Here is a 26366-nt window from a genome sequence, read left to right as displayed (position 1 = left end):
AAGACGGGTTAAGTTCGAAAAGCAACCGAAAAACTCCGACAGCAGGTGCGGAATGCCGAAACTTGGAGCCGAGCCTATCCGAAAAGCCGCGCTGATCAATGCGGTCATCCACGAAGTCGGGAAGGCGGGCTCTCTGGACGTGACCGTGGCGCAGATCGCGCGGCGGGCCGGCATGTCGCCGGCGCTGGCCCATCACTATTTCGGCTCCAAGGACCAGATGTTCCTGCAGGCGATGCGGTACATCCTGCGGGTCTATGGCAATTCGGTGCTGTCGGCGCTGCATCGCAACGGCCATGACCGCCGGCTGGACGCGATCATCGAGGCGAATTTCGAGCCGCAGAACTTTCAGCGCGAAACCGTCAGCGCCTGGCTGAATTTCTATGTGCTGGCGCTGACCGAGCCCGAGGCCGCGCGATTGCTGCGGGTCTATCACCGCAGGCTTCAGTCGAACCTGATCGTCGCGCTGCGCCCGCTGACCAAACATCCGGTGCGCACCGCGCGCACCATCGGCGCGCTGATCGACGGCGTCTATCTGCGCGCGGTCCTGAAACCCGGTCCGACCGATGCCGCGTCGGCCCTGAAAACCATGACCGATTATCTCAAGGAGGCGCTTGCATGTCGCTGAATGCCCAACCTCAGGCCAGCCTGCATATCGCCGGCCGCTTTGTCGAAGGCGAGGGCAGGGCGCTTGACGTCCTTTATCCCTATACCGGCGAACGGATCGCGTCGCTGCAGGAGGCGAGCGTCGAACAGGTCGCCCATGCCTGCGCCATCGCGGCCCAGGCGCAGCCGGCATGGGCCGCGCTTGCGCCGTCTGACCGCGGCCGCGTCCTGACCCGCGCCGCCGCGATCATCCGCGACCGCAACGCGGAATTGTCGCGGCTGGAAACGCTGGATACCGGCAAGCCGATTCAGGAAACGCTGGTGGCGGACTGGGAATCGGGGGCGCAGGCGCTGGAATTCTTCGGCGGGCTTGCAGCCAGCCTGACCGGCCAGATGATCCCGCTGGGGCAGGACTGGGCCTATACGCGGCGCGAGGCGCTGGGCGTCTGCGCGGGGATCGGGGCCTGGAACTATCCCAGCCAGATCGCCTGCTGGAAGGCGGCCCCGGCGCTGGTGATGGGCAATGCGATGGTCTTCAAACCGTCCGAGGAAACGCCCCTTGGCGCGCTGAAACTGGCCGAAATCCTGTCCGAGGCGGGCCTGCCCGACGGCGTCTTCAACGTCGTGCAGGGCGGCGGCGATGTCGGCGCGGCGCTGACCACCGATCCCCATGTCGCCAAGGTGTCGCTGACCGGGTCGGTTCCGACAGGGCGGCGCGTCTATGCCGCCGCCGCCGAGGGGATGCGGCATGTGACGATGGAACTGGGCGGCAAGTCGCCCCTGATCGTGTTCGAGGATGCCAGTCTGGAAGATGCGGTCAGCGCGGCGATGCTGGCGAATTTCTATTCCTCGGGCCAGATCTGTTCCAACGGCACGCGGGTCTTCCTGCAGGAAGGCATCCGAGAGATGTTCCTGGACCGTCTGGCCGAACGCGCGCGCCATATCCGCATGGGCGATCCGCTGGACCCCGACACCCAGCACGGCCCCATCGTCAGCGCGCGGCAGGCCGACAAGATCCGCACCATGATCGCGGAAGGAGAGCGGGCCGGCGCAAGGCTGCTGTGCGGCGGCGCGGGCGAGGGGGCGTTCATCCCGCCCACCGTTTTCGTGGACGCGACCGACGACATGACCATCACCCGCGACGAGATTTTCGGCCCGGTGATGACGGCGCTGACCTTCTATGACGAGGAAGAGGTCGTGACCCGCGCCAACGCGACCGGATTCGGGCTGGCCGCCGGCGTCTTCACGCAGGACCTCACCCGCGCCCACCGCGTCGCCGCCGCGCTGGAGGCCGGGACCTGCTGGATCAACGCCTATAACCTGACCCCGGTGCAGATGCCCTTCGGCGGGGTGAAGATGTCGGGCATCGGGCGCGAGAATTCGGCCGCGGCGATCGAACATTATTCACAGCTCAAGTCGGTCTATGTCGGCATGGGCGGGGTCGAGGCCCCTTACTGAAACATTGGTGACGGACAGGAGGGTGCGCATGGCGGCCCAGTCGGATTATGTGATCGTGGGGGCAGGCTCGGCCGGCTGCGCGCTGGCCTATCGCCTGACCGAGGCGGGGCGGACGGTCACGCTGATCGAATATGGCGGCAGCGATTTCGGCATCTTCATCCAGATGCCCGGCGCCCTGTCCTATCCGATGAGCATGCCGCGCTATGACTGGGGGTTTTCCACCGCGCCGGAACAGCATCTGGGCGGGCGCAGGCTGGTGACGCCGCGCGGCAAGGTGCTGGGCGGGTCGTCGTCGATCAACGGCATGGTGTTCGTGCGCGGCAACCGCAAGGATTTCGATCACTGGGAACGCGCCGGCGCGACCGGCTGGGGTTATGCGCATGTGCTGCCCTATTTCCGCCGCATGGAAACCTGGCATGGCGGCCGGTCGCCGTGGCGCGGCACCGGCGGGCCGCTGCACGTGACCCGCGGCAAGCGGCGCAACCCGCTGTTCAACGCCTTCATCGAGGCGGGACAGCAGGCCGGCTGGCCCCGCAACGAGGATTACAACGGCCCCTATCAGGAAGGTTTCGGCCCGATGGAGGCGACCATCTGGAAGGGCCGCCGCTGGTCGGCCGCCAATGCCTATCTGCGCCCGGCCCGCAAAAGCGGCAGGCTGACGGTGATCCGCGCGCTGGCGCACCGCGTCGTCTTCGAAGACAACCGCGCCTGCGGGGTCGAGATCGAGGCGGCGGGCCGCACAAGCATCGTTCGCGCGGGGTCCGAGGTGATCCTGTCGGCCAGTTCGATCAACACGCCGAAACTGCTGATGCTGTCGGGGATCGGCCCGGCCGACCATCTGCGCGACCACGGCATCGCCGTCCGCGCCGACCGGCCGGGCGTGGGCGCGAATCTGCAGGATCACCTTGAAATCTATATGCAATACAAGTCGCTGAAGCCGGTCAGCCTGTATACCTATTACAATCTTCTGGGCAAAAGCCGGGTCGGGGTCGAATGGCTGCTTCAGAAGACCGGGCTGGGCGCGTCGAACCAGTTCGAAAGCTGCGGCTTCATCCGGTCGGACGACGCCGTCGATTATCCCGATATCCAGTATCACTTTCTGCCGCTGGCGGTGCGATATGACGGCAAGGCGGCGGCGCAGGGGCACGGATTCCAGGCGCATGTCGGCCCGATGCGGTCGAAATCGCGCGGCACGGTGCGGCTGACCTCGCCCGATCCGGGCCTGTCCCCTGAAATTCACTTCAACTACATGTCACATGAGGATGATTGGAAAGAATTTCGCGCCTGCGTCCGCCTGACCCGCCGGATCTTCGATCAGCCCGCCTTCGCCGAGTATCGCGGGGATGAGATCCAGCCGGGCGCGGATGTCCAAAGCGACGACCAGATCGACGCCTTCATCCGCGAACACGCCGAATCGGCCTATCATCCCTGCGGCACCGCCCGGCTGGGCGCGGCGGACGATCCCGATGCGGTGGTCGATCCGGAATTGCGGGTGATCGGGGTTCAGGGGCTGCGCGTCGCGGACAGTTCGGTCTTTCCGCGCATCACCAACGGCAACCTGAACGCGCCGTCGATCATGACCGGCGAAAAGGCCGCCGATCACATCCTTGGACGGCAGATGATGGCCGACGACCTGGCCGCGCTGGAGGCGGCGGAATAGCTGCCGGCCGCAAGCCGCGTCAGCCTTTGCCGGCGTCCTGCGTGTCGCGGATCTGGCTGACGGTGGCGGTCAGCCCGGCGGCGGGGACGCCGCGCAGCAATTCGTCGCCGATCACGAAGGTCGGGGTGCCCTGGATCGCCATGCGTTCGGCCAGCTGGTGATTTTCGCGCAGAACGGCGGTCACAGGTTCGGTGTTCATCGTGTTCACCACCTTATCGGCATCGACGCCGATCCGGTCCGCGATCTTCTTCAGCGCCTCGATCGTGGCCGGGCCGCGCAGCGCGATCAGCGCGTCATGGGCCTGCATATAGGCCGCGTCGCCGGCGATCTGCTTGACCGCGATGGCAAAGCGGGCAGAATTGTCGCTGTCCTGCCCCAATATCGGAAATTCCTTCAGGATCAGGCGGATATTCCCGTCATCCTCGACCAGATCGTGAACCTCGTCGTTGAACTGGCGGCAGACGCCGCAGCGATAGTCGATGAATTCGACCATGGTCAGATCGCCATCGGGATTGCCCCCGATCCAGCTGTGGCCGTCATCGAAGATCGCGTCGCGGTTCGAGGCGACAAGTTCCTGATCGTTGATGGCGGCGTCGGCCGCGCGCCGTTCCTCAAGCACGTTGATCGATTCGATCAGCACCTCGGGATTGGCCATCAGATATTCGCGCACCGCATCGCCGAAGGCGGATTTCTCCTGCTCGGACATGGCCGAGATGTCGAAGGCGAAGGTCGGGGTCGCGGTCAGAAGCAGCGCGGCGATCAGGCGTTTCATCGCAGTCCTCTCGGATGGGTCGGCCGCAACTTGGCCCGCATGGCCGGCATTGGCAAGAATCGCGCGCACACGGCTGCGTGAAGCCGCAAAAGGCTTTAGTCCGGGGGGCGGGCGCGATATGACGGAAAAAAACACCGAAGGCACGAGCAATGCGAGAATCCGTTCGCGGACAGGTCGATCCGTTCATCGTCATGGATGTGATGCAGGCGGCCGCCCGCGCCGAGGCGGCGGGACGCCACATCATCCACATGGAGGTCGGGCAACCCGGCACGCCCGCACCGCAGGGCGCGCGCACGGCGCTGGCCCGCGCGCTGTCGCAGCCCCTGGGCTATACCGTCGCGCTGGGGCTGCCCCGGCTGCGGCAGGGGATCGCGGGTCTTTACCGCCGCTGGTACGGGATCGATCTGGACCCGGCGCGCGTCGTCGTCACCCCCGGCAGCAGCGGCGCGTTCATCCTGGCGTTTTCGGCCCTGTTCGATGCGGGCGAGCGGGTGGCGATGGGCCTGCCCGGCTATCCCAGCTATCGCCAGATCCTGCGGGCCATGTCGCTGGAACCTGTGGGTATCGCGACCCGGCCCGAAGACCGCTATCAGCCGCGCCCGCAGGATCTGCCAAAGGCGCAGGGGCTGATCCTGGCCTCGCCCGGCAACCCGTCGGGAACCGTGCTGCGTCTGGACGAACTGCGGGCGCTGACGCAGGCGGCCGCGGAGCGGAACATGGCCGTCATCTCGGACGAGATCTATCACGGGCTGTCCTATGGCGACCGCTGCCATTCCGCGCTTGAGGTGACGGATGATGTTTTCGTCATAAACTCTTTCAGCAAATACTTTTCCATGACCGGCTGGCGGGTCGGCTGGATGGTCGTGCCCGAAACCCATCTGCGCACGGTCGAGCGGCTGGCCCAGAACATGTTCATCTGCCCGCCCCATGCCAGCCAGGTCGCGGCGCTGGCCGCGCTGGACTGCATGGACGAGGCCGACGAAAACCTGGCCGTCTATGCCGAAAACAGGCGCCTGATGCTGGACGGGTTGCCCAAGGCCGGCTTCACCCGGATCGCGCCGCCCGAAGGGGCGTTCTATATCTATGCCGATGTCTCGGATTTGACCGACAATTCCCTGCAACTGGCCGCGGACATTCTGGACAAGGCCGGGGTGGCCGTGACGCCGGGGCTGGATTTCGACCCCGACCGCGGCGCCCGGACCCTGCGCTTCAGCTATGCCCGCGCGACCGAGGATATCGCCGAAGGGCTGCGCCGTCTGGCCGCGTTCATGGAAAGCAGATGACACGGCTGGCGCTGATTTTCGCGCTGCTGCTGGTCTGGCCCGGGCTTGCCGCCGCGCAAGAGCCTGCGACATTGCAGCCCGGCGCGTCGTCGCTGACCGTGACCGGGCGCGGGAAGCTGCTGGGCTGGGGCGGGCCGCCGCCGATGGAATTGCGGCTGACGCTGACGCGGGCGGTGCCCTATCGCGTCTATCTGGTCGGCGATCCGATCCGGCTGATCGTCGATCTTCAGGGCGTCGATTTCGCCGGCAGCCGGCCCGACGATCTGTTCGGGGCCGATCTGGTTCCGGCGATCCGCTGGGGCCATTACCGGCGCGGCTGGTCGCGGGTGGTGATCGAACTGCCCGGCCCCTATCGCGTCCAAAGCGCGGGGCAGCGCACGACCGCGCCGCAGCCGCAGATCACAATCGCCCTGCACCCGGTCGACGAGGCCGATTTCGCCCCCCGGCCCAGTGCCGCGACCGCCCTGCGCGACCTGCCGCCGCCGGCCGAATTTGCGCCCGCCGCGCCGCCGGAGAAGCTGGTCGTCGCGCTGGACCCGGGCCATGGCGGGATCGACCCCGGCGCGCAGGCGGGCAGCGCAAGCGAGGCGGATCTGGTCCTGTCCTTCGCCCACGATCTGCGCGCGGCGTTGCAGGCCCGCGGCGTCGAGGTGGCGATGACGCGCGAGGATGACAGTTTCGTGCGGCTTGAGGAACGGATGACCCGCGCGCGCGCGGCCGGGGCGCAGCTGTTCCTGTCGCTGCACGCCGATGCACTGCCGCAGGGGCAGGCGGCGGGGGCCACCGTCTATCTGTGGAACCCGGCCTCGGACGGGCGTGCGGCGCGGCAACTGGCGATGCGCCACGACCGCGACGATCTGGTGGCCGGCGTCGATCTGGCGGGGCAGGACGACGCGCTGGCCGACACGCTGATGGACTTCGCCCGCACCGACACGCAGCCGCGATCCGAGAATTTCGCCCGCTGGCTGACATCGCGCATGGCGCTGATGGGGATCGGGATGCATGGGCGGCCGGTGAAGGGGGCGGCGTTTTCGGTGCTGAAATCGCCCGACATCCCCTCGGCGCTGCTGGAATTGGGCTTCATCTCGGACGACAGCGACCGGGCCAATCTGACCGATCCGTCATGGCGGGCGCGCATGGTCGAGGTGGTGGCCGACGCGATCACCGGCTGGGCGCGCGACGACCGGGCACGCTCGGCGATGCTGCGCCACTGACGGCGCACGGTTCCGTGAGGGACCAGTGTTGTTTTGACCCGTCGAAGGCGCGCCGCTATAGACGGAAAAAGCGGAACGAAAGGCCATCTCACGTGCTGCGCGGCATCCTGTCATTCTTCGGTGCGATCTTTTCCTGGGTGGTGACGGCGGCGTTCTTTGCGGCGCTGACCATCGGCGGCATCTTCTGGGTCTATTCGCGCGACCTGCCCAGCCACGAGACGCTGGCCCAATACACCCCCAAGACGATCAGCCGCATCTATTCCGGCGAAGGCCGCCTGATCGACGAATTCGCCGAGGAACGGCGCCTGTTCGTGCCCATCGAGGAGGTTCCCGACCTGGTGAAGGAAGCCTTCATCAGCGCCGAGGACAAGAATTTCTACACCCATCCGGGCTATGATCTGCGCGGCATCCTGGGTGCCGCCTATCAGGCCGCGGCGACCGGCGGCAGCACGGTTCGCGGCGCCTCGACCATCACGCAGCAGGTGATGAAGAACTTTCTGCTGTCCTCGGATCGCAGCGTCGAACGCAAGGTCAAGGAACTGATCCTGGCCTCGCGGCTGGAACGGTCGCTGTCGAAGGACCAGATCCTGGAACTGTATCTGAACGAGATTTTCCTGGGCCAGAACAGCTTTGGCGTGGCCGCCGCCGCGCAGACCTATTTCAACAAGTCGCTGGCCGAACTGGCCCCGCACGAGGCGGCGATGCTGGCCGCGATGCCGCAGGCGCCGGGCCGCTATCACCCGGTCCGGGCCAAGGAACGGGTGACCGAGCGGCGCAACTATGTCCTGCGCGAGATGTGGCAGAACGGCTATGTCGATCAGGCCACCTACGAGGCCGAGGCCAGGCTGCCGCTGAAGACGGTGCAGAACGGCGACTATCCCTCGTTCAACAGCCAGATGCCGCCGCGCGATTATTTCACCGACGAGATCCGGCGGCAGCTGAGCCGCGAGTTCGGCCACGAGGAGTTCTTTGGCGGCGGGCTGACCATCCGCGCCACGGTCGAGCCCGATCTTCAGGATGCCGCCGCCAACGCGCTGCGCGACGCGCTGGAGGATTACGACCGCGGCCGCGGCGTCTGGCGCGGCACCGGCGAGACGATCGCCGCCGACAGGCTGGACGACGAGGCGGAATGGCGCGGCGCGCTGTATGAGACGCGCGTGCCGCGCGACATTCCGGGCTGGTATCCGGCGGTCGTGCTGCAACTGGGCGATCAGGATGCGCGCATCGGCATCGAGGGGATCGAGGAGGATGGCGACGGCCACTGGATCCCGGCCGCCGACGTGCAATGGGCGCGCCCCCTGAACCGCGACACCGGCCGGCTGGAGGCGCGGGCGCGCGTGGCCGGCGATCTGCTGTCGGTGGGCGACGTGGTGCTGGTGCGCGCCATGACCAGCGACAGCGACGGCAGCTTCATCCGCTGGACCCTGCGGCAGGTGCCGCAGGTGCAGGGCGGGTTCATGGCGATGGACGTCAATACCGGCCGCGTGATGGCGATGCAGGGCGGGTTTTCCTATCAATCCTCGGTCTTCAACCGCGCGACGCAGGCGATGCGCCAGCCCGGATCGGCCTTCAAGCCCTTTGTCTATGCCGCCGCGCTGGACAACAGCTATACCCCCGCCACCATCGTCGTGGACGAACCGATCCGTCTGAACACCCCTTTCGGGCTGTGGGAGCCGAAGAATGCCGGCGGCCGCCATTACGGGCCGACGCCCCTGCGCACCGGGATCGAACAGTCGCGCAACCTGATGACGATCCGCATCGCGCAGGATATCGGCATGGAGACGGTGGCCCAGTATGCCGAGAAATTCGGCGCCTATGACCAGTTGAAGCCGTTCCTGGCCAACGCGCTGGGGGCGCAGGAAACGACTTTGTTCAAGATGGTGGCGGCCTATGCCATGTTCGCCAATGGCGGCGAGCGGGTGGAACCCACGCTGGTCGACCGGGTGCAGGACCGGCGCGGCCGCACCGTCTATCGCCACGACCGGCGGGTGTGCGAGACCTGCGGCATGCAGGCGCTGCCGGCGGGGCAGGGCCCGGTGATCGACAGCAACCGCGAAAGGGTGATGGATGCGGTGACCGCCTATCAGCTGACCTCGATGATGGAGGGCGTGGTCAAGCGCGGATCGGGCAAGAGCGTGAACCTGCCGGTCCCCATCGCCGGCAAGACCGGCACGACCAACGACGCCAAGGACGTGTGGTTCATCGGGTTTTCCTCGAACATCGTCGCCGGCTGCTATCTGGGCTATGACCAGCCGCGCACGCTGGGGTCGAACGCCTATGGCGGCACGCTGTGCGTTCCGGTCTTCAACGCCTTCATGCGCAAGGCGGTGGCCGAATATGGCGGGTCCGAGTTCCGGGTGCCGCCGGGCGGCCACTGGGTGAAGATCGACCGGATCACCGGGCAGCGGCTGGACGACAACGCGACCGGCGCCAACGTGATCGCGGAATATTTCCGCGACGGCACCGACCCGGACTGGCTGTCGCCCTATGTCGTGTCGGGCTTCGACGATGGCGAGGTGGTGTTGCCGTGGAAGGCGGGATCGGCCTCGGGCGGGGCGACCTCGATCACCACCTCGACCGGCAAGCGCAAGGTGATCCCCAAGCGCACCGATTTCGGCACCATGTCGTCGGGCGGTCTTTACTGAGAATGGGCATGAAAGCGGCGCGGCCGGGCCGGTGGCCCGACCGCAAGAGATGGATCAGGGGGCGCTGCCCCCGTCGCTGCGCGACTCCCCCGAGGTATTTGGACAAGAGGGCGAGGGGCAGTGCCTTGTGCCTTACGGGCAGGGCTGATTGGTCCAGGCATCGGGATCGGCGGCGCGATAGCATTGCTGGCGCATCCCGTAAGCCTGCGGCACCGCAAGCACGCGGCCTTCGACCTGGGGATCGGGGCGCAGCTGGAATTCGACCACGTGCTGTTCGGCCCGGATCGAATCGTCCGGCAGCCCGGATCGTGTCAGCACCACCGCCCCGGTCCCGTCGCCCGCATCATAGGCGTTGACCGTGTCCGCGGCATTGCCTTCGGCCGCCGGTTCGCCCGCTAGCCGGGTGCGGATCGCCGCGGCGGCTTCGGGCAGGATCTCGGCCCCGGTCAGGCCAAGCGAGGCGGCGTCGCGCATCATGTAGTCGTCGGGATTGACGCGCGGCGCGATGGGCCAGCCGGTCGCGGTCTGGGTCGTGGTGGTTCCGGCAGGGGCGCAGGCGGCAAGTGCGGCGCAAAGGGCGGGCAGGATCAGATGGCGGCGTTTCATGGCGTCCTCCGTGTCTTGTGCAGGCACCAGTCTAGCCGATCTGCCGGTCAATCGCGCGCTTCGTTACCCTGGTGCGCAGGATCCTGCCGGTCCGGCTGGCTGTCGCGATGGGCCAGGGGCTTGATCGTCATGCGGATGATCCACAGGATGATCAGCGCAAGGGCTGTGCCCATCGCCGCCAGAACGCCGCTGCCGGTGCCGCAGGCCAGCCCGATCGCGCCCGACAGCCACATGGAGGCGCCGGTGGTGACGCCGCGGACATTTCCGCCGCTGGTGATGATCGATCCTGCGGCGAGGAAGGCCACGCCCGCCGTCACCGCCTCGATCAGGCGCAGCGGGTCGATGCGCAGCGTGTCGGGGCGGTCGGTGGGGAAATGCGTCAACTCCATCGCAACGATGGTGAACATCGCCGCCGCCAGCGCGATCAGCATGTGGGTGCGCAGCCCGGCGGCGCGCGATTTCACCTCGCGTTCCCACCCGATCATCGCACCGAGAACCAGGGCCAGGATCAGCCGCGCCAGAACGGCGATGAACGACATGGATTGCAGCGAACCGAAAAGATCGGCGAAGGCGTCGGTCAGGATGGTCATGGTCGGTCGTGTTCCGCTTGCTGGATCGGCAGGTGGCGGGCCAACGCGCGATACCGGCCGCGGGTTGCGGGGCGCGTGGCGGGCAGGGCGGGACGGGGCCGCGCCGACCCTCTCTTGTTCGCGGGGCTGGTGCGCGTTATCTGTCGCCTCTGAAATTGACAAGGAATCCGCCATGCGTGCCGAGACGCAGTCCACGATCGAGTCCATTCGCAAATCGCTGTCCCTGCTGGGGCAGCGCATGGACTGGCAGACCGCGCCGCATCGTCTGGAAGAGATGAACGCGATGATCGAGGATGGCGATCTGTGGTCCGACCCGGTGCGTGCGCAAAAGCTGATGCGCGACAGACAGGCGCTGCTGGACGCGATCGAGACCTATCGACGGATCGAGGCCGATCTGAACGCCAATGCCGAGATGGTCGAACTGGCCGAGGAAGAGGGCGATGCCGATCTGGTAGCCGAGGCCGAGGGCAACCTGAAATCGCTGTCCGAGATGGCGCGGCAGAAGGAGCTTGAGGCGCTGCTGAACGGCGAGGCGGACGCCAACGACACGTTCCTGGAAATCCATGCGGGCGCGGGCGGCACCGAAAGCTGCGACTGGGCCGCGATGCTGGCGCGGATGTATGTGCGCTGGGCCGAGAAGAAGGGATACGAGGTCGAACTGATCAGCGAAACCGCGGGCGAAGAGGCGGGGATCCGCAGCGCCGTCTATCGCATCGGCGGGCACAACGCCTATGGCTGGCTGAAATCGGAAAGCGGGGTGCACCGGCTGGTCCGGATCAGCCCCTATGACAGCGCGGCGCGACGCCATACCTCGTTCTCGTCCGTCTGGGTCTATCCGGTGGTGGACGAGAATATCGAGATCACCGTGCCCGACAACGAGATCCGGATCGACACCTATCGGTCATCGGGCGCGGGTGGCCAGCACGTCAACACCACCGATTCGGCGGTGCGGATCACCCACCTGCCGACCGGGATCGTCGTGACCAGTTCGGAAAAATCGCAACACCAGAACCGCGCGAACGCGATGGCGGCGCTGAAATCGCGCCTCTACCAGATGGAACTGGACCGCCGCCATGCCGAGATCAACGCCCAGCACGCCGCCAAGGGCGATGCCGGCTGGGGCAACCAGATCCGGTCCTATGTGCTGCATCCCTATCAGATGGTGAAGGACCTGCGCACCGGCGAGGAAACCAGCGACACGCAGGGCGTGCTGGACGGGGCGCTGGATGCGTTCATGGCCGCGACCCTGGCGCTGGACGTGTCGGGAAAAAGCCGCGCCGAGGCGCAGGCCGAGGATTGAAGGGTCCGGCGCGAACGACGCGCGGGGCGTGACCGGACGGGTCAGAAGATCAACGGCAATATCGGGTCACGGCCGGATCGCCACATGCAGGAGAGCCAGCGGTGAAAGAGAAACACATCAATCTGGCCTTGCAGGGCGGCGGCGCGCATGGCGCATTTGCCTGGGGGGTGCTGGACCGGCTTTTGCAGGAAGACTGGCTGCATTTGGCCGCGATCAGCGGCACCTCGGCCGGGGCGCTGAACGCGGCGGCGGTCAAGGGCGGGCTGTCGTGCCATTCCGGGCCGGCCGGGCGGCGCGCGGCGCAGCGGAATCTGGAATATCTGTGGAACGAGGTCTGCCAGCTGTCGGACAACCGTCTGGTGCGCTGGATGCATTCGCTGATGCCGATGCCGCGCGGCATGCACCGCCTGACCGAGATGTTCTCGCCCGCCGCGTGGCTGGACGGGCTGAGCCGGATCTTCAGCCCGTATGATTACGGCCCGTTCTATGTCAATCCGCTGGGGCCGGTCCTGCGCGAACTGCCCTATCCCGATTTCGGCAACGACCGCGGCCCGGAACTGTTCGTGACCGCGACCAATGTCCGCACCGGGCGGATCAGGGTCTTCACCCGCAAGGCGGTGACCACGGATGCGGTGCTTGCCTCGGCCTGCCTGCCGACCCTGTTCCGCGCGGTCGAGATCCAGGATACCGATACCGGCCAGCTGGAGGCGTTCTGGGACGGCGGCTTCACCGGCAACCCGGCGCTGTTTCCGCTGTATCGGCAGGAATTGCCGCGCGACATCGTGATCGTAAACATCAACCCGCTGATGCGCGACGGCGTGCCGCGCACCCCGGTCGAGATTTCGGACCGCGTCAACGAGGTCAGCTTCAACAGTTCGCTGATGGCCGAGTTGCGCGCGATCAATTTCGTCAAGCGTCTGCATGCCGAACAGCGCCTGACCTCTCGCGGGATGAAAAACCCGCTGATCCACATGATCCTGGACGACACGCTGATGAACGATCTGAACGCGCGGTCCAAGATGATGCCCGCACCGGGACTGATGGCGCGGATGAAAGAGGCGGGTCAGGTCTCGGCCGACACGTTCCTGAACGATCATGCCGATGCGCTGAACGTTCAGGACACGGTCGATCTGTCCGAACTGTTCCGCGGCTCGGGCGTCGTGGGATAGACCAGACCGGCCGAGATCACCAGCTTGGCGGCATCCTCGACCGACATGTCCAGCACCTTGACGGCGCGGGCGGGCGCATAGATCAGAAAGCCCGATGTCGGGTTCGGCGTCGTCGGCACGAACACCGCCAGCAGCGGCTCGCCCGCCACCTGCGGCAACTCGCCCTTGGCGGGGGCGGTGACAAAGCCCACCGCCCACAGCCCCTTGCGCGGATATTCGATCAGGCAGGCGCGGTCGAAACGGGCCTCGGACTGCGACAGGATGGTTTCGGCGATCTGCTTCAGCGCGCCATAGATCGACCGCACGATCGGCATCCGGTTCACCAGCGTCTCGCCCGTGCGCAGCAGCGACCGGCCGACCCAGCCCTTGGCGGCCCATCCGATCACGACCGTGAACAGCAGGAAGAACACGACGCCGACGCCGCGCAGGTTGATGCCGATATATTGTTCGGGCCGCCAGCGCGCGGGGATCAGCGGCAGAACCCAACTGTCCATCCAGCCGGTCAGCGTCCAGATCAGCCACACGGTGATGCCGATGGGCGCGACCACCACCAGCCCGGCCAGGAAATTGGCGCGCATCCGGACCAGCAGGCGGGGCCGCCGGGGCGTCCGTTGCAGGGGTCTGGGATCTGGCGGGCGCATGGGCGAAGGGTCCGGTCAGGGCGCGCCGGCGGTCAGGCCGGTTTCGCCATTTCGATGGCGATCCGCGCGCCCAGTCGCGCGTTGTTCTGCACCAGCGCGATGTTCGAGGTCAGCGACCTGCCCTCGGTCATCTCGAAGATGCGTTGCAGCAGGAAGGGCGTCACCGATTTCGCGGCCACGCCCTGCGTCTGGGCCTCGTCCAGCGCCTTCAGGATCACCGGCAGAATCTCGGCCTGCGTGATCTCGTCCTCGGGCGGGATCGGGTTGGCGACCAACTGGCCCCCGCCCAGGCCAAGCCGGGCGCGCATCCGTGCGGCGGCGGCGATCCCGGCCGGATCGTCCATGCGCAGCGGCGCGGGAATGCCGCTGCTGCGCGACCAGAAGGCGGGCAGTTCGTCCTGACCGTAAGCGATCACCGGCACGCCGAGGGTTTCCAGCACCTCCCACGTCTTGGGCAGATCGAGGATCGCCTTGGCGCCGGCCGCGACCACCGTGACGGGTGTCTGCGCCAGTTCCTGCAGATCCGCCGACACGTCGAAACTGTGTTCCGCGCCGCGATGCACACCGCCGATGCCGCCGGTCGCGAACACCGCGATCCCGGCCAGATGGGCGCAGATCATGGTGGCGGCCACGGTCGTCGCACCGGTGCGCCCGGTCGCCAGGCAGACGGCCAGATCGGCGCGACTCAGCTTCATCACCTCGTCGGGCGGGGTCCGGGCCAGCCGTTCCAGGGCCTCATCGGTCAGCCCGACATGGATCTGGCCATCCATCACCGCGATGGTGGCGGGCACCGCGCCTTCGGTGCGGATCGTCTGTTCCACGTCGCGCGCCATGTCCAGATTCTGCGGATAGGGCATGCCGTGGGTGATGATCGTGGATTCCAGCGCCACCACCGGGCGGTTGCCGGTCAGCGCCTGCTGAACTTCGGGGGAAAAAAGCAGCGGGGTGTCGATCATGGAACGTCCTTTCCGGAAACATGCGCGGCCGACGCCTCGACCGCCTGACGCAACGCCGTTTGGCGCGGCTGGTTCGACAGCGCCGCTGCCAGATGCGCGGCCAGAAAGCAATCGCCCGCGCCCGTCACGCGCGCGACGCTGACCGTCGGCGGCCGGGCGGTCAGGGTCGGACCGTTCGCCACCGCCTCGGCCGCCGGGTCAGGCCCGTCGGTGACCAGCACGCGGGCCGCGCCGCGCGCCACCACCGCTTCGGCCGCGGTCGCGGCATCGGGGCAGGCCCGGCCGGCCAGGATCTCGGCCTCAAGCCGGTTGAGATAGAAACAGCCGCGCCGCGCCGCGATCAGCGGCTCCAGCCGCTCGGCCTTGCCGGGGCTGGCCGGCACGACGCGCAGATCGGCCTGCGCCAGACGCGGATCGACGGCGATGGCGGCCAGCAGATCCTCGGTCAGGTTGCCGTCCAGCACGACCGGGCCGGTCCAGCCGGCCAGATCGGCCGACAGCGGCGACAGGATGGACTCGCCCGCCCGTTCAAGGCTGTTGGCATCGGCGATGGCCGCGATCAGGCCCTGACTGTCCTCGACGGCCATATAGCAGTCGGTGGGCAGGCCGGTGTCGCGGGTCAGCCAGCCGGTCAGCACGCCCAGACGCCCGGCCTCGGCGACAAGGGCCTGGCCTTCGGGATCGCGGCCCACGGCAGACAGCACCGCCGGCGAAAGCCCCCACCGCGCCATCGCGACCGCGACATTCAGCGCCACGCCGCCGGGAATGTGGCGGATGCGGCCGGCGATGTCGGCGCCCGGCGCCATGCGTCGCGGGGCGCGGCCGATCACGTCCCACAGCATCGCGCCGATGCACAGGATATCGGGGCGCGTCGTCGTCGTCATTCCTGGGCCCATTCCCGCATCTCGTTGTCCAGAAACCGCTCGAACGCGTCCAGATCGACGGGATCGAACTGCCCGAAACCCTGCATCCAGACCGAGGCCAGGCGCATCCCCTCGGGGTCCAGCATGCACCAGGTGATCCGGCCCCTGCGTTCCTGCCGGATCAGCCCGGCCGCCGCAAGCACCGCAAGATGTTTCGAGATGGCCGCAAGGCTCATCCGAAAGGGCTGGGCCACGTCGCTGACTGCCATGTCGTCCTCCAGCAGCATCGACAGCAATTGCCGCCGCGTGGGGTCGGCCAGCGCGGCGAAAATCAGGTCCAGCCGTTCAGGAAAGGGCGCGGCCATGGCGATCCCGGCGTTCAGAGAGGGCGAATGGTCAACCCGGTGGTTGAATAATGTCGGGTCGCGGCGCGGATTGCAAGCCGTCGGCGGAAATTGCACGGCCAGTAAAGGCGCGTCGAATCAACAGCTTGTCACGCCGGGCCAGTTGCTTGACTTGGCCGGCGTTCCACCCTAGACACCCCGCAAGAATAACGGGGGCGTGAGAGATGGCCGAAGGGCCCCGGAATGGCAGCGAGGGTCGCGACGATGCGGCGCGGCTGCGCGATCTGGAAAGCCGGCTGTCCGAATTGTCACCCAAGCCGAAGGCCAAGGGCCAGATGGCAAGCTATGACCAGGCGCATGTCGCCTGGCGCATGGTGATCGAGATCGTGGCCGGCATCGGGATCGGCTTCGGCATCGGTATCGGGTTGGATCGTCTGTTCGGCACCACGCCGTTCCTGATGATCCTGTTCATTTTCTTCGGCTTCGCGGCCGGCATCAAGGTGATGATGCGCACCGCGGCCGAACTTGGCAGGACCCCCGACCCGGCGTCGGGAACGGATGAGAGGGATTGATCGTGGCGACCGAGATGGAAGAATCAACCGGCCTGTCCTTCCACCCGATGGATCAGTTCATGGTCAAGCCGTTGTTCGGTCAGGGCGAGGTTCACTGGTATACCCCCACCAACGTGACGCTGTGGATGTTCATCGCCGTGCTGGCGATCGCCGCGCTGCTGGTGGCCGGAACCCGCGGTCGCGCCATCGTGCCCAGCCGCGTGCAATCCATCGCCGAACTGGCCTATGGCATGATCCACAAGATGGTCGAGGATGTCGTCGGCCGCGACGGGCTGAAATACTTTCCCTACATCATGACGCTGTTCATGTTCATCGTGTTCTCGAACATGCTGGGCCTGATCCCGATGGCGTTCACCACCACCTCGCATATCGCGGTGACGGGCGTCCTGGCGCTGGCGGTGTTTATCAGCGTGACCGTGCTGGGCTTCGTCAAGAACGGCACCGATTTCCTGGGCCTGTTCTGGGTCACCTCGGCGCCCCTGGTGCTGCGTCCGGTTCTGGCCGTGATCGAGGTGATCTCGTATTTCGTGCGCCCGGTCAGCCACTCCATTCGTCTTGCCGGCAACATGATGGCCGGCCACGCCGTCATCAAGGTCTTCGCCGGGTTCTCGGCAATCGCGCTGATCAGCCCCGTCTCGGTGCTGGCCGTCACTGCGATGTACGGGCTTGAGGTGCTGGTCGCCTTCATCCAGGCCTATGTCTTCACCATCCTGACCTGCGTCTATCTGAAGGACGCGCTGCATCCGGCCCACTGACGGGCCGGCGCGGTTCAGGACCACATCTCAACCCGAATTCACAACTTCCAACCGCAAGGAGTATCATCATGGAAGGTAATATCGCCGAACTGGGTCAGTATATCGGTGCCGGTCTGGCTGCCATCGGCTCGGGCGCTGCCGCCGTCGGTGTGGGCAATGTCGCCGGGAACTTCCTGTCGGGTGCCCTGCGCAACCCGTCGGCCGCCGCCGGCCAGACCGCCACGCTGTTCATCGGCATCGCCTTCGCGGAAGCCCTGGGGATCTTCGCGTTCCTCGTCGCGCTTCTGCTGATGTTCGCGGTCTGATCCATCCCATCCTTGCGGCGGGGTGGGGGTGTGCAACCTCCACCCCTTCGTGACTTTGAAGGCCAGGGGATAGGACATGTTCAGCCTGTTGCAAGAGGCCGCGACCACCGCGGTCGAACACACCGAAGACGCCGCAGTCGCGGCGCAGCACGGCGAGACGGTTGCGCCGGGTGCCGAAAGCGCCACGGGCATGCCGCAGCTTGATTTCGCGACGTTCCCGAACCAGATCTTCTGGCTGATCGTTGCGCTGGGGGTTCTGTACTGGATCCTGTCGCGCATCGCGCTGCCCCGGATCGCCGCCGTCATTTCCGACCGTCAGGGCGCGATCACCGGCGATCTGATGGCCGCCGAGGAATTCAAGCAGAAGGCCAAGGAGGCCGAGGCCGCCTATGAACAGGCGCTGGTCGACGCGCGTGGCGAGGCGCAGAAGATCGTCGCCGCCAACCGGGCCGAGATCCAGAAGGATCTGGACGCCGCCATCGCCAGGGCCGACGCGGAAATCGCCGCCCGCACCGCCGAATCGGAAAAGCGCATCGCAGAGATCCGCGATTCCGCCGCCGCCGACGCGCGCGAGGTCGCCCGCGAGGTAACGGCCGAGCTGGTTCGCACGTTCGGTGGCAATGTCGATCAGGCTGCGGTCGATCAGTCCGTGGACAAACGCATCAAGGGGGCCGTGCAATGAAACGACTGGCTGCCATCGCGCTGCTTTCGCTGAGCGCCGGACCCGCCGTCGCGGCCACCGGTCCGTTCTTCTCGCTGCACAACACGAACTTCATCGTGCTGCTGGCCTTCCTGCTGTTCTGCGGCATCATCGTCTATTACAAGGTTCCGACGATCCTGGGCGGGATGCTGGACAAGCGCGCCGAGGGCATCCGCAAGGATCTGGACGAGGCACGGCGCCTGCGCGAGGAAGCGCAAGAAATTTATGCCAGCTATGAACGCCGCCAGCGCGACGTGAAGACGCAGGCCGACGAGATCGTCGCCAACGCCAAGCGCGAGGCCGAGGCGCAGGCCGCCAAGGCGCAGGACGATCTGAAAATCTCGATCGAGCGTCGGTTGAAGGGCGCCGAGGAACAGATCGCCAGCGCCGAGAAGGATGCCGTGCGCGCCGTGCGCGACCGCGCCGTGCGGACGGCCATCGCCGCCGCGTCGGAAATCCTGGCAGCGCAGGTGCAGGCCGGCAAGCGTTCGGCAGGGATCGACGATGCCATCGAAGAAGTATCGCGCCGGCTGAACTGACGCGGGGCGCGCGGCATCCGCCGCGCAACGAAGAACCGAGGGACGGGGAAACCCCCGGCTGCAAGGCCGGGGGTCTTTCATGTCCTGCGGGCGGAAAACCGGGTGTGGCGGTCACGCGCGGCCGGGCCGCAGGACGGCACGAAAAAGGGGCCGGCGGATGCCGGCCCCGGTGGCGATGTGCGTCGAGGATCAGCCGGTCGGGCGGATCAGGATCTCGACCCGGCGGTTCTGCGCCCGGCCAGAGGCGGTCCCGTTCGAGGCCACGGGTTGGCTTTCGCCGCGGCCGATGGCGACCACGCGGCCGGGGGCGACGCCGGCGGCGGTCAGGATGCCCGCGACCGATTGCGCGCGGCGCTGCGACAGATCCTGGTTATAGGCGGCGGCACCGGTGTTGTCGGTGTGGCCCACGACCTCGATCCGGCTGTTCGGATACTGGTTCAGGTTGCGCGCGACCGCATACAGATCGCTTTGCGCCGGACCCGACACGGCGGCCGAATCGGTGGCGAACAGGATGCCCTCGGGCAGCACGACCTGCAGGTAAGAGCCGTGGTTTACCACCTGCACATTGGACGAGACCGACTGTTTCAGTGCCTGTGCCTGACGGTCCAGCATGTTGCCCGCGATCGCGCCGGCCGCCGCGCCAAGGATCGCGCCGCGTGCCGCGTCGCGGCCCTGGTTGTTCTTGTCGTCGTCGCGCGTGCCGCCCAGCACGGCACCCACGGCGGCCCCGGCCAGCGCACCCTGCTGGGTGCGCGACATGCCGGTGGCGTTTGTCGAGGGATCGGTGCAGGCACCCAGGGCGATCAGCCCCGAGGCGGCGAACATGGTAGTCATCCGGAGGTTCATCTGTGTCCCTTTCCTTCTGATATGCCGGACGGGATGGCAGCCGGGGATGGCGCGTCCGATTCCGGGCCGGTTCTGGAACGTCCCGCAGGCTGGCCCGGTTCCGCCACAAAGGAAAGCGCCAACCGGCCCGAATGCGCTGACATCGCGTCACATTCCGGGCATGGGCGGTTTTCGCGGCGCCTTGCCGCGCGGCGTGCCGGTCCCGCTTGCAAAGCGCGGGCGGGCCGGTCAGAACCGGGGCATCATGGCCAAATCACTGCGTCTTCCCCCCGCGCTGCCGTTCGCCGATCAGGTCGCGATCTTTTCGCGGCTGCAACAGGCCGACCCGCAGCCTGAGACGGAACTGGATTTCGTGAACCCCTATACGCTGGTGGTGGCGGTGGCGCTGTCCGCGCAGGCGACCGATCTGGGGGTGAACAAGGCCACCAAGGGGCTGTTCGCCGTGGCCGACACGCCGCAGAAGATGCTGGATCTGGGGCTTGAGGGGGTGACCGAACATGTCAGGACCATCGGGCTTTACCGGCAGAAGGCCAGAAACGTCATCGCCCTGTCGCGGATCCTGGTCGAGGATTATGGCGGCGAGGTTCCCGACAGCCGCGCGGCGTTGATGAGCCTGCCGGGCGTGGGGCGCAAGACGGCCAATGTGGTGCTGAACACTGCGTTCGGGCAGCCCGCGCAGGCGGTGGACACGCATATCTTCCGCGTCGCGAACCGCACCCATATCGCGCCGGGCCGCGATGTCGAGGCGGTCGAGCGCGCCATCGAGGACAACGTGCCCGCCCGGTTCCAGCAGCACGCCCATCACTGGCTGATCCTGCACGGGCGCTATATCTGTCAGGCGCGCAGGCCGCGCTGCCCCGTCTGTCCCATCAACGATCTGTGCCGCTTTCCGGAGAAGACTGCATGACGACCCCCTATGTAATCGGCATCGGCAACGCGGTGATGGACGTGATCGCACCCATCGAGGATGCCCGACTTGCGGGCCTGGGCGTGCAGAAGGGCATCATGCAGCTGATCGAGCGCGAGCGGGCCGAACAGCTGATGGCCGCGCAGGCGCAGGATGGCGACGCGCCGGGCGCGCAGGCGCAGATGCTGCCGGGCGGGTCGGTGGCCAACACGCTGGCCGGGATCGGGGCGCTGGGTCTGAAGACCGCCTTCATCGGCCGGGTGGCCGAGGATGCGCTGGGCCTGTCCTATGCCGAACAGACCGAGGCGGGCGGCACGGTGTTCGTCAATCCGCCGGTGGCGGGCCAGGATCTGCCGACATCGCGCAGCATCATCTTTGTGACGCCCGACGGCGAACGGTCGATGAACACCTATCTGGGCATCTCGGCGGAACTGGGGCCGGACGACGTGACCCCGTCGGTCTTTCAGGGGGCTGGCTGGCTGTTTCTGGAAGGCTATCTGTTCGACAAGCCCAAGGGCAAGGAGGCGTTCCTGAAGGCCGCAAGATGCTGTCACGACGCCGGCGGGCAGGCCGGTATCGCGCTGTCCGACCCGTTCTGCGTGGACCGGCACCGCGCCGATTTCCGCAAGCTGGTGGCCGGGCCGATGGATTACGTGATCGGCAACATGCATGAATGGATGTCGCTGTATCAGACCGAGGATCTGGAGGCCGCGCTGGCGCTTGCGGTGGCCGATTGCGATACCGTCATCTGCACCCGTTCGGGCGAGGACGCGTTTCTGATCCGCGACGGCGTCCGGGTCAGCGCGCCGGTTCACCGGATCGTGCCGGTGGATGCGACCGGCGCGGGCGATCAGTTCGCCGCCGGGCTGATTTTCGGTCTGGCGCGGGGCGCGCCGCTGGAGGCGGCGGGCAGGATGGGATGCATCGCCGCGGCCGAGGTGATCGGCCATGTCGGCCCGCGCCCGGCGCGCGATCTGCGCGACGATTTCCGGGCCGAGGGGCTGATTTGACGCAATGTCGTTTGCGCCCGGAAGGTCACTGGCCCGCGCGGCGAAGGCGTGATTTTCACTTTACTTCGTGACTGCATCTCCGCAAAAATCGCGACAGGAACTCTGCGGCCGTCGCCGTCGGGTCCGCGATGCGACAGTCAAGAGTGATCTGGAAAGGGTAAGACATGCCGACGACGTGGAACGCGATCTATCTGGGCAATTTCTCGCCCCCCCTCGATCCCACCGAGGGCAATTCGGTCAGCGAGAATGCGGCCATGGCCATCGGCGTGACCGCCGGCGGCACCGAGGATCCGTTGTTCCAACGCATCGTCAGCGTGACGGCGGTGGATAATTCCGGCAGGAGCGGTGCGCTGGACACGAACCTGAATCCGGGCAATCCCGACCGGGTTCAGTATGATCTTGGCGACGGGTCCGGACCCCGGAACGAGATTTTCGACGGAATCGCGGTCTATGATGCGACCGTGACCTTTGCCGATGGCAGCGAAGGCACGGTGACGGCGGTGATCTTTCAGGACGACGCCGGCAATGCGTTTCTGGCGCCCGAACTCGGCAACAACGACGATGCGCAGCTTTATCAAAGCAAGCCCATCGTCTCGCTGCGGATCGACGGGCTGGTCACGAACCAGACGGATCTGGGCGCCAACCGCAACGCCAGCGATTTCATCACCTGTTTCGTGGCCGGCACGATGATCGCCACGCCGGATGGTCCGCGCGCGGTCGAGGATCTGCGCGCCGGCGATCTTGTGCTGACCGTGGATGAGGGCGCGCAGCCTTTGCGCTGGGTCGGTGCGCGCAGCCTGGATGTGGGCATGTCCGACAATCTGAAACCTGTCCGCATCAGGGAAGGGGCGCTGGGGCAGGGGCTGCCGGAAGCCGATCTGATGGTGTCGCCGCAGCATCGGGTGCTGGTGCGTTCGGCCATCGCGCAGCGGATGTTCGGCACCGACGAGGTTCTGGTGGCGGCCAAGCAGCTGGTCGCGCTGCCGGGGATCGAGATTGCGCAGGACGCGACCGAGGTGGTCTATGTCCATTTGCTGTTCGACCGGCACCAGCTGGTGACGTCGAACGGCGTCATGTCCGAATCGCTGTTCACCGGGCCGCAGGCGCTGAAAGGCGTGTCCGAGGCCGCGCGGGCCGAGATCGTCGCGCTGTTCCCGGCGCTGGCCGGGCTGGGCGAGGAGATGGAGACGCCGCATCCGGTGCGTCCGCTGATCGCGGGGCGGCAGGGCCGCAGGCTGGCGCAGCGCCATTTGCAGAATGACAAATCGGTCATCGGCGGCGTCTGATCGCGCGGCCGGCCCGTTGACGGGGCGGCCGGCCGAATCTGTCAGCCTGGCTGCCGCAATCGCCCGGCATTGCTGCGCGGACCCCCGCCCAGTCGCGGGGTTTCGGGGCGGGCGGCGGCCGCCTGATGCGTTGCGTGGCAGGTTTCGGGCGTGTATCACGGCGCGAAACTGATCAGGCAAGGACATGGACATGCGCAGGGTTGTTGTCACCGGGCTGGGAATGGTCACGCCGCTGGCCTCGGGCGTCGAGGCGACGTGGCAGCGATTGTTGGCCGGCTCGTCCGGGGCCGGCCCGATCACGCGGTTCGATCCCAAGGACGTGGTGACGAAATATGCCTGCGAGATCCCGTTCGGCGATGGCAGCGACGGCAGCTTCAACCCCGACGACTGGATGGAGCCGAAAGAGCGGCGCAAGGTGGACGACTTCATCCTTTACGGCATGGCCGCGGCCACGCAGGCGGTGAGGGATTCGGGCTGGCAGCCCGAGGATGAAGAGGGGCGGCTGCGCACCGGCGTGATGATCGGATCGGGGATCGGCGGGCTGACCAGCATCGCCGAGACCGCCGTGCTGATCAAGGAACGCGGCCCCAGGCGGGTCAGCCCGTTCTTCATTCCCGGCGCGCTGATCAACCTGATTTCGGGTCAGGTCAGCATCCGCTTTGGCTTCAAGGGGCCGAACCATGCGGTCGTGACCGCCTGTTCGACCGGCGCCCATGCCATCGGGGACGCGGCGCGGCTGATCATGCTGGGCGATGCCGATGTGATGGTCGCGGGCGGTGCCGAGGCGCCCATCAGCGAGATCGGGATCGCGGGCTTCAACGCCTGCAAGGCGCTGTCCACCAAGCGCGGCGACGATCCGCAGGCGGCCAGCCGCCCCTATGACGTGGACCGCGACGGGTTCGTGATGGGCGAGGGCGCGGGCTGCGTCGTGCTGGAGGAATACGAACATGCGCGCGCGCGCGGCGCGACGATCTATGCCGAGGTGCTGGGTTACGGGCTGTCGGGCGACGCCTATCACATCACCGCGCCAAGCGAGGATGGCGATGGCGGGTTCCGCGCCATGCAGAACGCGCTGCGCAATGGCGGGATCGGGGCCGAGCGGATCGACTATATCAACGCGCACGGCACCAGCACGATGGCCGACACGATCGAGTTGGGCGCGGTCGAACGCCTGCTGGGCGATCATGCGGACAACATCGTCATGTCCTCGACCAAGTCCAGCATCGGCCATCTTCTGGGCGCGGCCGGCGCGGTCGAGGCGATTTTCTGCATCCTGGCGATCCGCGACCAGATCTGCCCGCCGACCATCAACCTGGACAACCCGGCGGTGCAGCCCCGGCTGGATCTGGCCGCCAATGCCGCCGTGCGCCGCAAGGTCGAGCTGGTCCTGTCCAACAGCTTCGGGTTCGGCGGCACGAATGCCAGTCTGGTGCTTGGGAAGGTCGAGGGATGATCTGGCGCAACATCGCCTCGAACTTCCTGACCCTTCTGATCGTCCTGCTGATTGCCGTCGCGGCCGCCGTGGCATGGGCCAGACACGAGTTCAGCGGGCCGGGGCCAAGCGAGGTGGCGCAATGCGTGCAGATCGCGCCGGGCGCAAGCCTGAACGCGGTCAGCCAGCAACTGGCAGCGCAGGGCGCGGTCAGCAGCGCCTATCTGTTCCGGGCCGGTGCCGATTACATGGAAAAGTCGCGCGATCTGAAATTCGGCAGCTATCTGGTTCCGCCGCGCGCCAGCATGGAGGAGATCGTGGGCGCGATCACCGCCGGCGGGCCGTCGACCTGCGGCACCGAGGTGATCCTGCGCGTCGGCGTGCGCGAGACGACGATCCTGCTGCGCGACATGAACCAGGAAACCGGCGCGTTCGAGGAAATGGCGCGGTTCAACCCCGCGACCGAGGAAGCGCCCGAGGCGATCCTTGCCGCCGAACAGAAGCCCGATGCCCGGCTGCGGGTGGCGGTGGCCGAGGGGGTGACAAGCTGGCAGATCGTCGAAGGGCTGAACGACGCCGATTTCCTTGAGGGCGAGGTTGCGGACGTGCCGGCCGAAGGCAGCCTTGCGCCCGACACCTATGAGGTGAAGAAGGGCTCGGCCCGGCAGGCGTTGCTGGACGAGATGTCGCGCAGGCAGGCCCGCATCCTTGCGGAGGAATGGGATGCGCGGCCCTTTGGCCTGCCCTATGACAGCCCCGAAGAGGCGCTGATCATGGCCTCGATCGTAGAGAAGGAAACTGGGGTGCCGGAGGAGCGTCCGCAGGTGGCCAGCGTGTTCGTGAACCGGCTGGAACAAGGGATGCGGCTGGAGACCGACCCGACGGTGATCTATGGCGTCACCAACGGGCGGGAGGTTCTGGATCGCGGCTTGCGGCGGTCCGAACTGAACGCGGCGACGCCGTATAACACCTATCGCATTGACGGGCTGCCGCCGACACCGATCGCCAATCCGGGCCGCGCGGCCATCCATGCGGCATTGAACCCGGCGCAGACGGATTATGTCTTTTTCGTCGCCGACGGGTCGGGCGGCCACGCCTTTGCCCGCACGCTGGAAGAGCATAACGCCAATGTCGCGCGCTGGCGCGAAATCGAGGCGCAGCGCGGCGAACCCACCGACACGCCCGTGCAGGGCGACGGCTGACCGGCGGTTTCAGGGGTTTGACAAAGCCCGTCCCAGGCAGCAGGCTGCGGAAATGGGGCGGGTTTTCAATGGCGCAGGTGACGCGGGCCCGCACCCTTCTGACAAAAAGGAGGATGCGTGATGAAACTGTCCGACATGTTTTCGACCCTCGCCGATAACGCCCGCATGTTCGAGAAGCGGGCCAGCGAATGGCAGGACGAGATGTCGTCCCGCAATGACGAGATGACGGCCAGCGCCCGCAAATGGCAGGAAACGGCCATGCAGCGCCAGGAAGAGATGAACAGGCAGATTCGCGGCTATTTCGAGCAGGCGAACGAGAATGTCCGCAGCCAGTGGCAGACGATGCAGAAAGCCTGGGAAGACCAGTTCCGCAAGATGCAGGAAAAGGGCGAGGAGATGCGCGAGCAGGCCAAGAAAAGCGGGCAGTTCCCCGACTGGGCCGAAGCCTATGCCGCGCAGATGGTGTCGTTCGCGCAGAAGATGCAGGACGAGGCCAGCAACGCCATCGCCGCAGCGACCGAGGCGCGCGCCGAGGATAAAAAGAAGAAGAAAGGCTGAGAATCGCCGCAGCGCGATTCTGCGCCCGTTGCAGCGATGCGGCGGGCGATTTCATGTGCGGCGCGGCAGTTTTTTGCGCCGACAGGCGGGGTGTTGCGGGGCGTGCGCAACGGGTGTTGCGCGGGGCAAGCGGTTGTTCGGCTTGGAGAA

The 26366-nt window shown here is 66.9% G+C and carries 27 protein-coding genes; 19 read left to right on the top strand and 8 right to left on the bottom strand.

The features are described 5' to 3' along the window. The first annotated feature begins 52 nt into the window (after positions 1–52). The 3 genes from betI to betA are packed head-to-tail and all read left to right on the top strand — an operon-like array spanning position 53 to position 3721. Positions 53–625: a choline-binding transcriptional repressor BetI gene (betI, locus tag JHW45_RS09980; protein WP_272857553.1), complete on the top strand. Its 573-nt coding sequence runs from the start codon at positions 53–55 to the stop codon at positions 623–625. Further along, complete coding sequence (betB, locus tag JHW45_RS09975) at positions 622–2061, top strand: betaine-aldehyde dehydrogenase (protein ID WP_272860592.1); 1440 nt, start codon at positions 622–624, stop codon at positions 2059–2061. The genes betI and betB overlap by 4 nt, the downstream gene beginning before the upstream one ends. Positions 2062–2089: 28 nt before the next feature. Continuing rightward, positions 2090–3721, top strand: a complete 1632-nt coding sequence (betA, locus tag JHW45_RS09970; RefSeq protein WP_272857552.1) for a choline dehydrogenase — start codon at positions 2090–2092, stop codon at positions 3719–3721. Positions 3722–3740: 19 nt separating this feature from the next. On the opposite strand, the gene JHW45_RS09965 is transcribed toward betA, so the two are convergent. Then, the gene (locus tag JHW45_RS09965; protein ID WP_272857551.1) at positions 3741–4493 is read right to left on the bottom strand and encodes a DsbA family protein; all 753 of its coding nucleotides are present in this window, start codon (positions 4491–4493) and stop codon (positions 3741–3743) included. A gap of 149 nt (positions 4494–4642) precedes the next feature. Here JHW45_RS09965 and JHW45_RS09960 point away from each other — a divergent pair, with 149 nt between their 5' ends. The 3 genes from JHW45_RS09960 (at position 4643) to JHW45_RS09950 (ending at position 9635) form a co-directional block, all read left to right on the top strand. Next, on the top strand, positions 4643–5776 hold the full coding sequence (locus JHW45_RS09960; RefSeq protein ID WP_272857550.1) for a pyridoxal phosphate-dependent aminotransferase: 1134 nt from the start codon (positions 4643–4645) through the stop codon (positions 5774–5776). Beyond that, positions 5773–6990, top strand: a complete 1218-nt coding sequence (locus JHW45_RS09955) for an N-acetylmuramoyl-L-alanine amidase (protein WP_272857549.1) — start codon at positions 5773–5775, stop codon at positions 6988–6990. The genes JHW45_RS09960 and JHW45_RS09955 overlap by 4 nt, the downstream gene beginning before the upstream one ends. Positions 6991–7082: 92 nt before the next feature. Further along, entirely contained in the window at positions 7083–9635 is a 2553-nt protein-coding gene (locus JHW45_RS09950) for a penicillin-binding protein 1A (RefSeq protein ID WP_272857548.1), read from the top strand. A 132-nt stretch (positions 9636–9767) separates the two neighbouring features. Here the strand turns inward: JHW45_RS09950 and JHW45_RS09945 are convergent, their stop codons facing one another. Further along, complete coding sequence (locus JHW45_RS09945; RefSeq protein ID WP_272857547.1) at positions 9768–10241, bottom strand: hypothetical protein; 474 nt, start codon at positions 10239–10241, stop codon at positions 9768–9770. Between the two features lie 47 nt (positions 10242–10288). Further along, positions 10289–10831, bottom strand: coding sequence for an MgtC/SapB family protein (locus JHW45_RS09940; RefSeq protein ID WP_272857546.1), 543 nt, complete (start codon positions 10829–10831; stop codon positions 10289–10291). A gap of 172 nt (positions 10832–11003) precedes the next feature. Here JHW45_RS09940 and prfB point away from each other — a divergent pair, with 172 nt between their 5' ends. Both prfB and JHW45_RS09930 read left to right on the top strand, forming a co-directional pair. After that, positions 11004–12131, top strand: a complete 1128-nt coding sequence (prfB, locus tag JHW45_RS09935; RefSeq protein ID WP_272857545.1) for a peptide chain release factor 2 — start codon at positions 11004–11006, stop codon at positions 12129–12131. Positions 12132–12232: 101 nt separating this feature from the next. Next, positions 12233–13300, top strand: coding sequence for a patatin-like phospholipase family protein (locus JHW45_RS09930; protein WP_272857544.1), 1068 nt, complete (start codon positions 12233–12235; stop codon positions 13298–13300). Here the strand turns inward: JHW45_RS09930 and JHW45_RS09925 are convergent. Genes JHW45_RS09925 through JHW45_RS09910 form a run of 4 tightly spaced genes read right to left on the bottom strand, consistent with a single transcriptional unit; the run spans position 13246 to position 16125 of the window. Then, the gene (locus JHW45_RS09925; RefSeq protein ID WP_272857543.1) at positions 13246–13941 is read right to left on the bottom strand and encodes a DUF502 domain-containing protein; all 696 of its coding nucleotides are present in this window, start codon (positions 13939–13941) and stop codon (positions 13246–13248) included. The two genes, JHW45_RS09930 and JHW45_RS09925, sit on opposite strands and share 55 nt — an antisense overlap. Before the next feature lie 32 nt (positions 13942–13973). Continuing rightward, the gene (locus JHW45_RS09920; protein WP_272857542.1) at positions 13974–14897 is read right to left on the bottom strand and encodes a pseudouridine-5'-phosphate glycosidase; all 924 of its coding nucleotides are present in this window, start codon (positions 14895–14897) and stop codon (positions 13974–13976) included. After that, a complete protein-coding gene (locus tag JHW45_RS09915; RefSeq protein WP_272857541.1) occupies positions 14894–15781 on the bottom strand; it encodes a PfkB family carbohydrate kinase in 888 nt (295 codons plus the stop codon). The genes JHW45_RS09920 and JHW45_RS09915 overlap by 4 nt, the downstream gene beginning before the upstream one ends. Further along, positions 15778–16125: an ArsR/SmtB family transcription factor gene (locus JHW45_RS09910; RefSeq protein WP_272857540.1), complete on the bottom strand. Its 348-nt coding sequence runs from the start codon at positions 16123–16125 to the stop codon at positions 15778–15780. Before JHW45_RS09910 ends, JHW45_RS09915 begins: the two co-directional genes overlap by 4 nt. Positions 16126–16328: 203 nt before the next feature. Between JHW45_RS09910 and JHW45_RS09905 the strand changes: the two genes are divergently transcribed. The 5 genes from JHW45_RS09905 (at position 16329) to JHW45_RS09885 (ending at position 18975) form a co-directional block, all read left to right on the top strand. After that, positions 16329–16676, top strand: a complete 348-nt coding sequence (locus JHW45_RS09905; RefSeq protein WP_272857539.1) for an AtpZ/AtpI family protein — start codon at positions 16329–16331, stop codon at positions 16674–16676. Positions 16677–16690: 14 nt separating this feature from the next. Then, positions 16691–17431 (top strand): F0F1 ATP synthase subunit A, encoded by a 741-nt coding sequence (locus tag JHW45_RS09900; protein WP_272857538.1) that lies wholly within the window; start codon positions 16691–16693, stop codon positions 17429–17431. A 68-nt stretch (positions 17432–17499) separates the two neighbouring features. Next, positions 17500–17736: a F0F1 ATP synthase subunit C gene (locus JHW45_RS09895; protein WP_101751961.1), complete on the top strand. Its 237-nt coding sequence runs from the start codon at positions 17500–17502 to the stop codon at positions 17734–17736. Positions 17737–17812: 76 nt separating this feature from the next. After that, positions 17813–18418, top strand: coding sequence for a F0F1 ATP synthase subunit B' (locus JHW45_RS09890; protein WP_272857537.1), 606 nt, complete (start codon positions 17813–17815; stop codon positions 18416–18418). Further along, positions 18415–18975 carry a F0F1 ATP synthase subunit B gene (locus JHW45_RS09885; protein ID WP_272857536.1) on the top strand — a complete coding sequence of 187 codons (561 nt, stop codon included), beginning with the start codon at positions 18415–18417 and terminating at the stop codon, positions 18973–18975. The genes JHW45_RS09890 and JHW45_RS09885 overlap by 4 nt, the downstream gene beginning before the upstream one ends. Positions 18976–19164: 189 nt before the next feature. Here JHW45_RS09885 and JHW45_RS09880 read toward each other — a convergent pair whose 3' ends face one another. Next, positions 19165–19821 carry a YiaD family glycine zipper/OmpA-like lipoprotein gene (locus JHW45_RS09880; protein WP_473087547.1) on the bottom strand — a complete coding sequence of 219 codons (657 nt, stop codon included), beginning with the start codon at positions 19819–19821 and terminating at the stop codon, positions 19165–19167. Between the two features lie 244 nt (positions 19822–20065). Here JHW45_RS09880 and nth point away from each other — a divergent pair, with 244 nt between their 5' ends. The 6 genes from nth (at position 20066) to JHW45_RS09850 (ending at position 26216) form a co-directional block, all read left to right on the top strand. After that, the gene (nth, locus tag JHW45_RS09875) at positions 20066–20728 is read left to right on the top strand and encodes an endonuclease III (RefSeq protein WP_272857534.1); all 663 of its coding nucleotides are present in this window, start codon (positions 20066–20068) and stop codon (positions 20726–20728) included. Next, positions 20725–21738, top strand: a complete 1014-nt coding sequence (locus JHW45_RS09870) for an adenosine kinase (RefSeq protein WP_272857533.1) — start codon at positions 20725–20727, stop codon at positions 21736–21738. The genes nth and JHW45_RS09870 overlap by 4 nt, the downstream gene beginning before the upstream one ends. A 164-nt stretch (positions 21739–21902) precedes the next feature. After that, a complete protein-coding gene (locus JHW45_RS09865; protein ID WP_272857532.1) occupies positions 21903–23024 on the top strand; it encodes a Hint domain-containing protein in 1122 nt (373 codons plus the stop codon). Positions 23025–23214: 190 nt separating this feature from the next. Next, positions 23215–24477: a beta-ketoacyl-ACP synthase II gene (gene fabF / locus JHW45_RS09860; RefSeq protein WP_272857531.1), complete on the top strand. Its 1263-nt coding sequence runs from the start codon at positions 23215–23217 to the stop codon at positions 24475–24477. Beyond that, on the top strand, positions 24474–25658 hold the full coding sequence (gene mltG, locus JHW45_RS09855; protein WP_272857530.1) for an endolytic transglycosylase MltG: 1185 nt from the start codon (positions 24474–24476) through the stop codon (positions 25656–25658). The genes fabF and mltG overlap by 4 nt, the downstream gene beginning before the upstream one ends. 120 nt (positions 25659–25778) lie before the next feature. Next, a complete protein-coding gene (locus JHW45_RS09850) occupies positions 25779–26216 on the top strand; it encodes a hypothetical protein (RefSeq protein ID WP_272857529.1) in 438 nt (145 codons plus the stop codon). Positions 26217–26366: the final 150 nt, after the last annotated feature.

Origin of the sequence: Paracoccus stylophorae (genome assembly GCF_028553765.1) — a bacterium.
Classification (GTDB): Bacteria; Pseudomonadota; Alphaproteobacteria; order Rhodobacterales; family Rhodobacteraceae; genus Paracoccus; species Paracoccus stylophorae.
The sequence above is the reverse complement of the archived record's forward strand: the minus strand, read 5'-3'. Positions and strand labels throughout refer to the sequence as shown.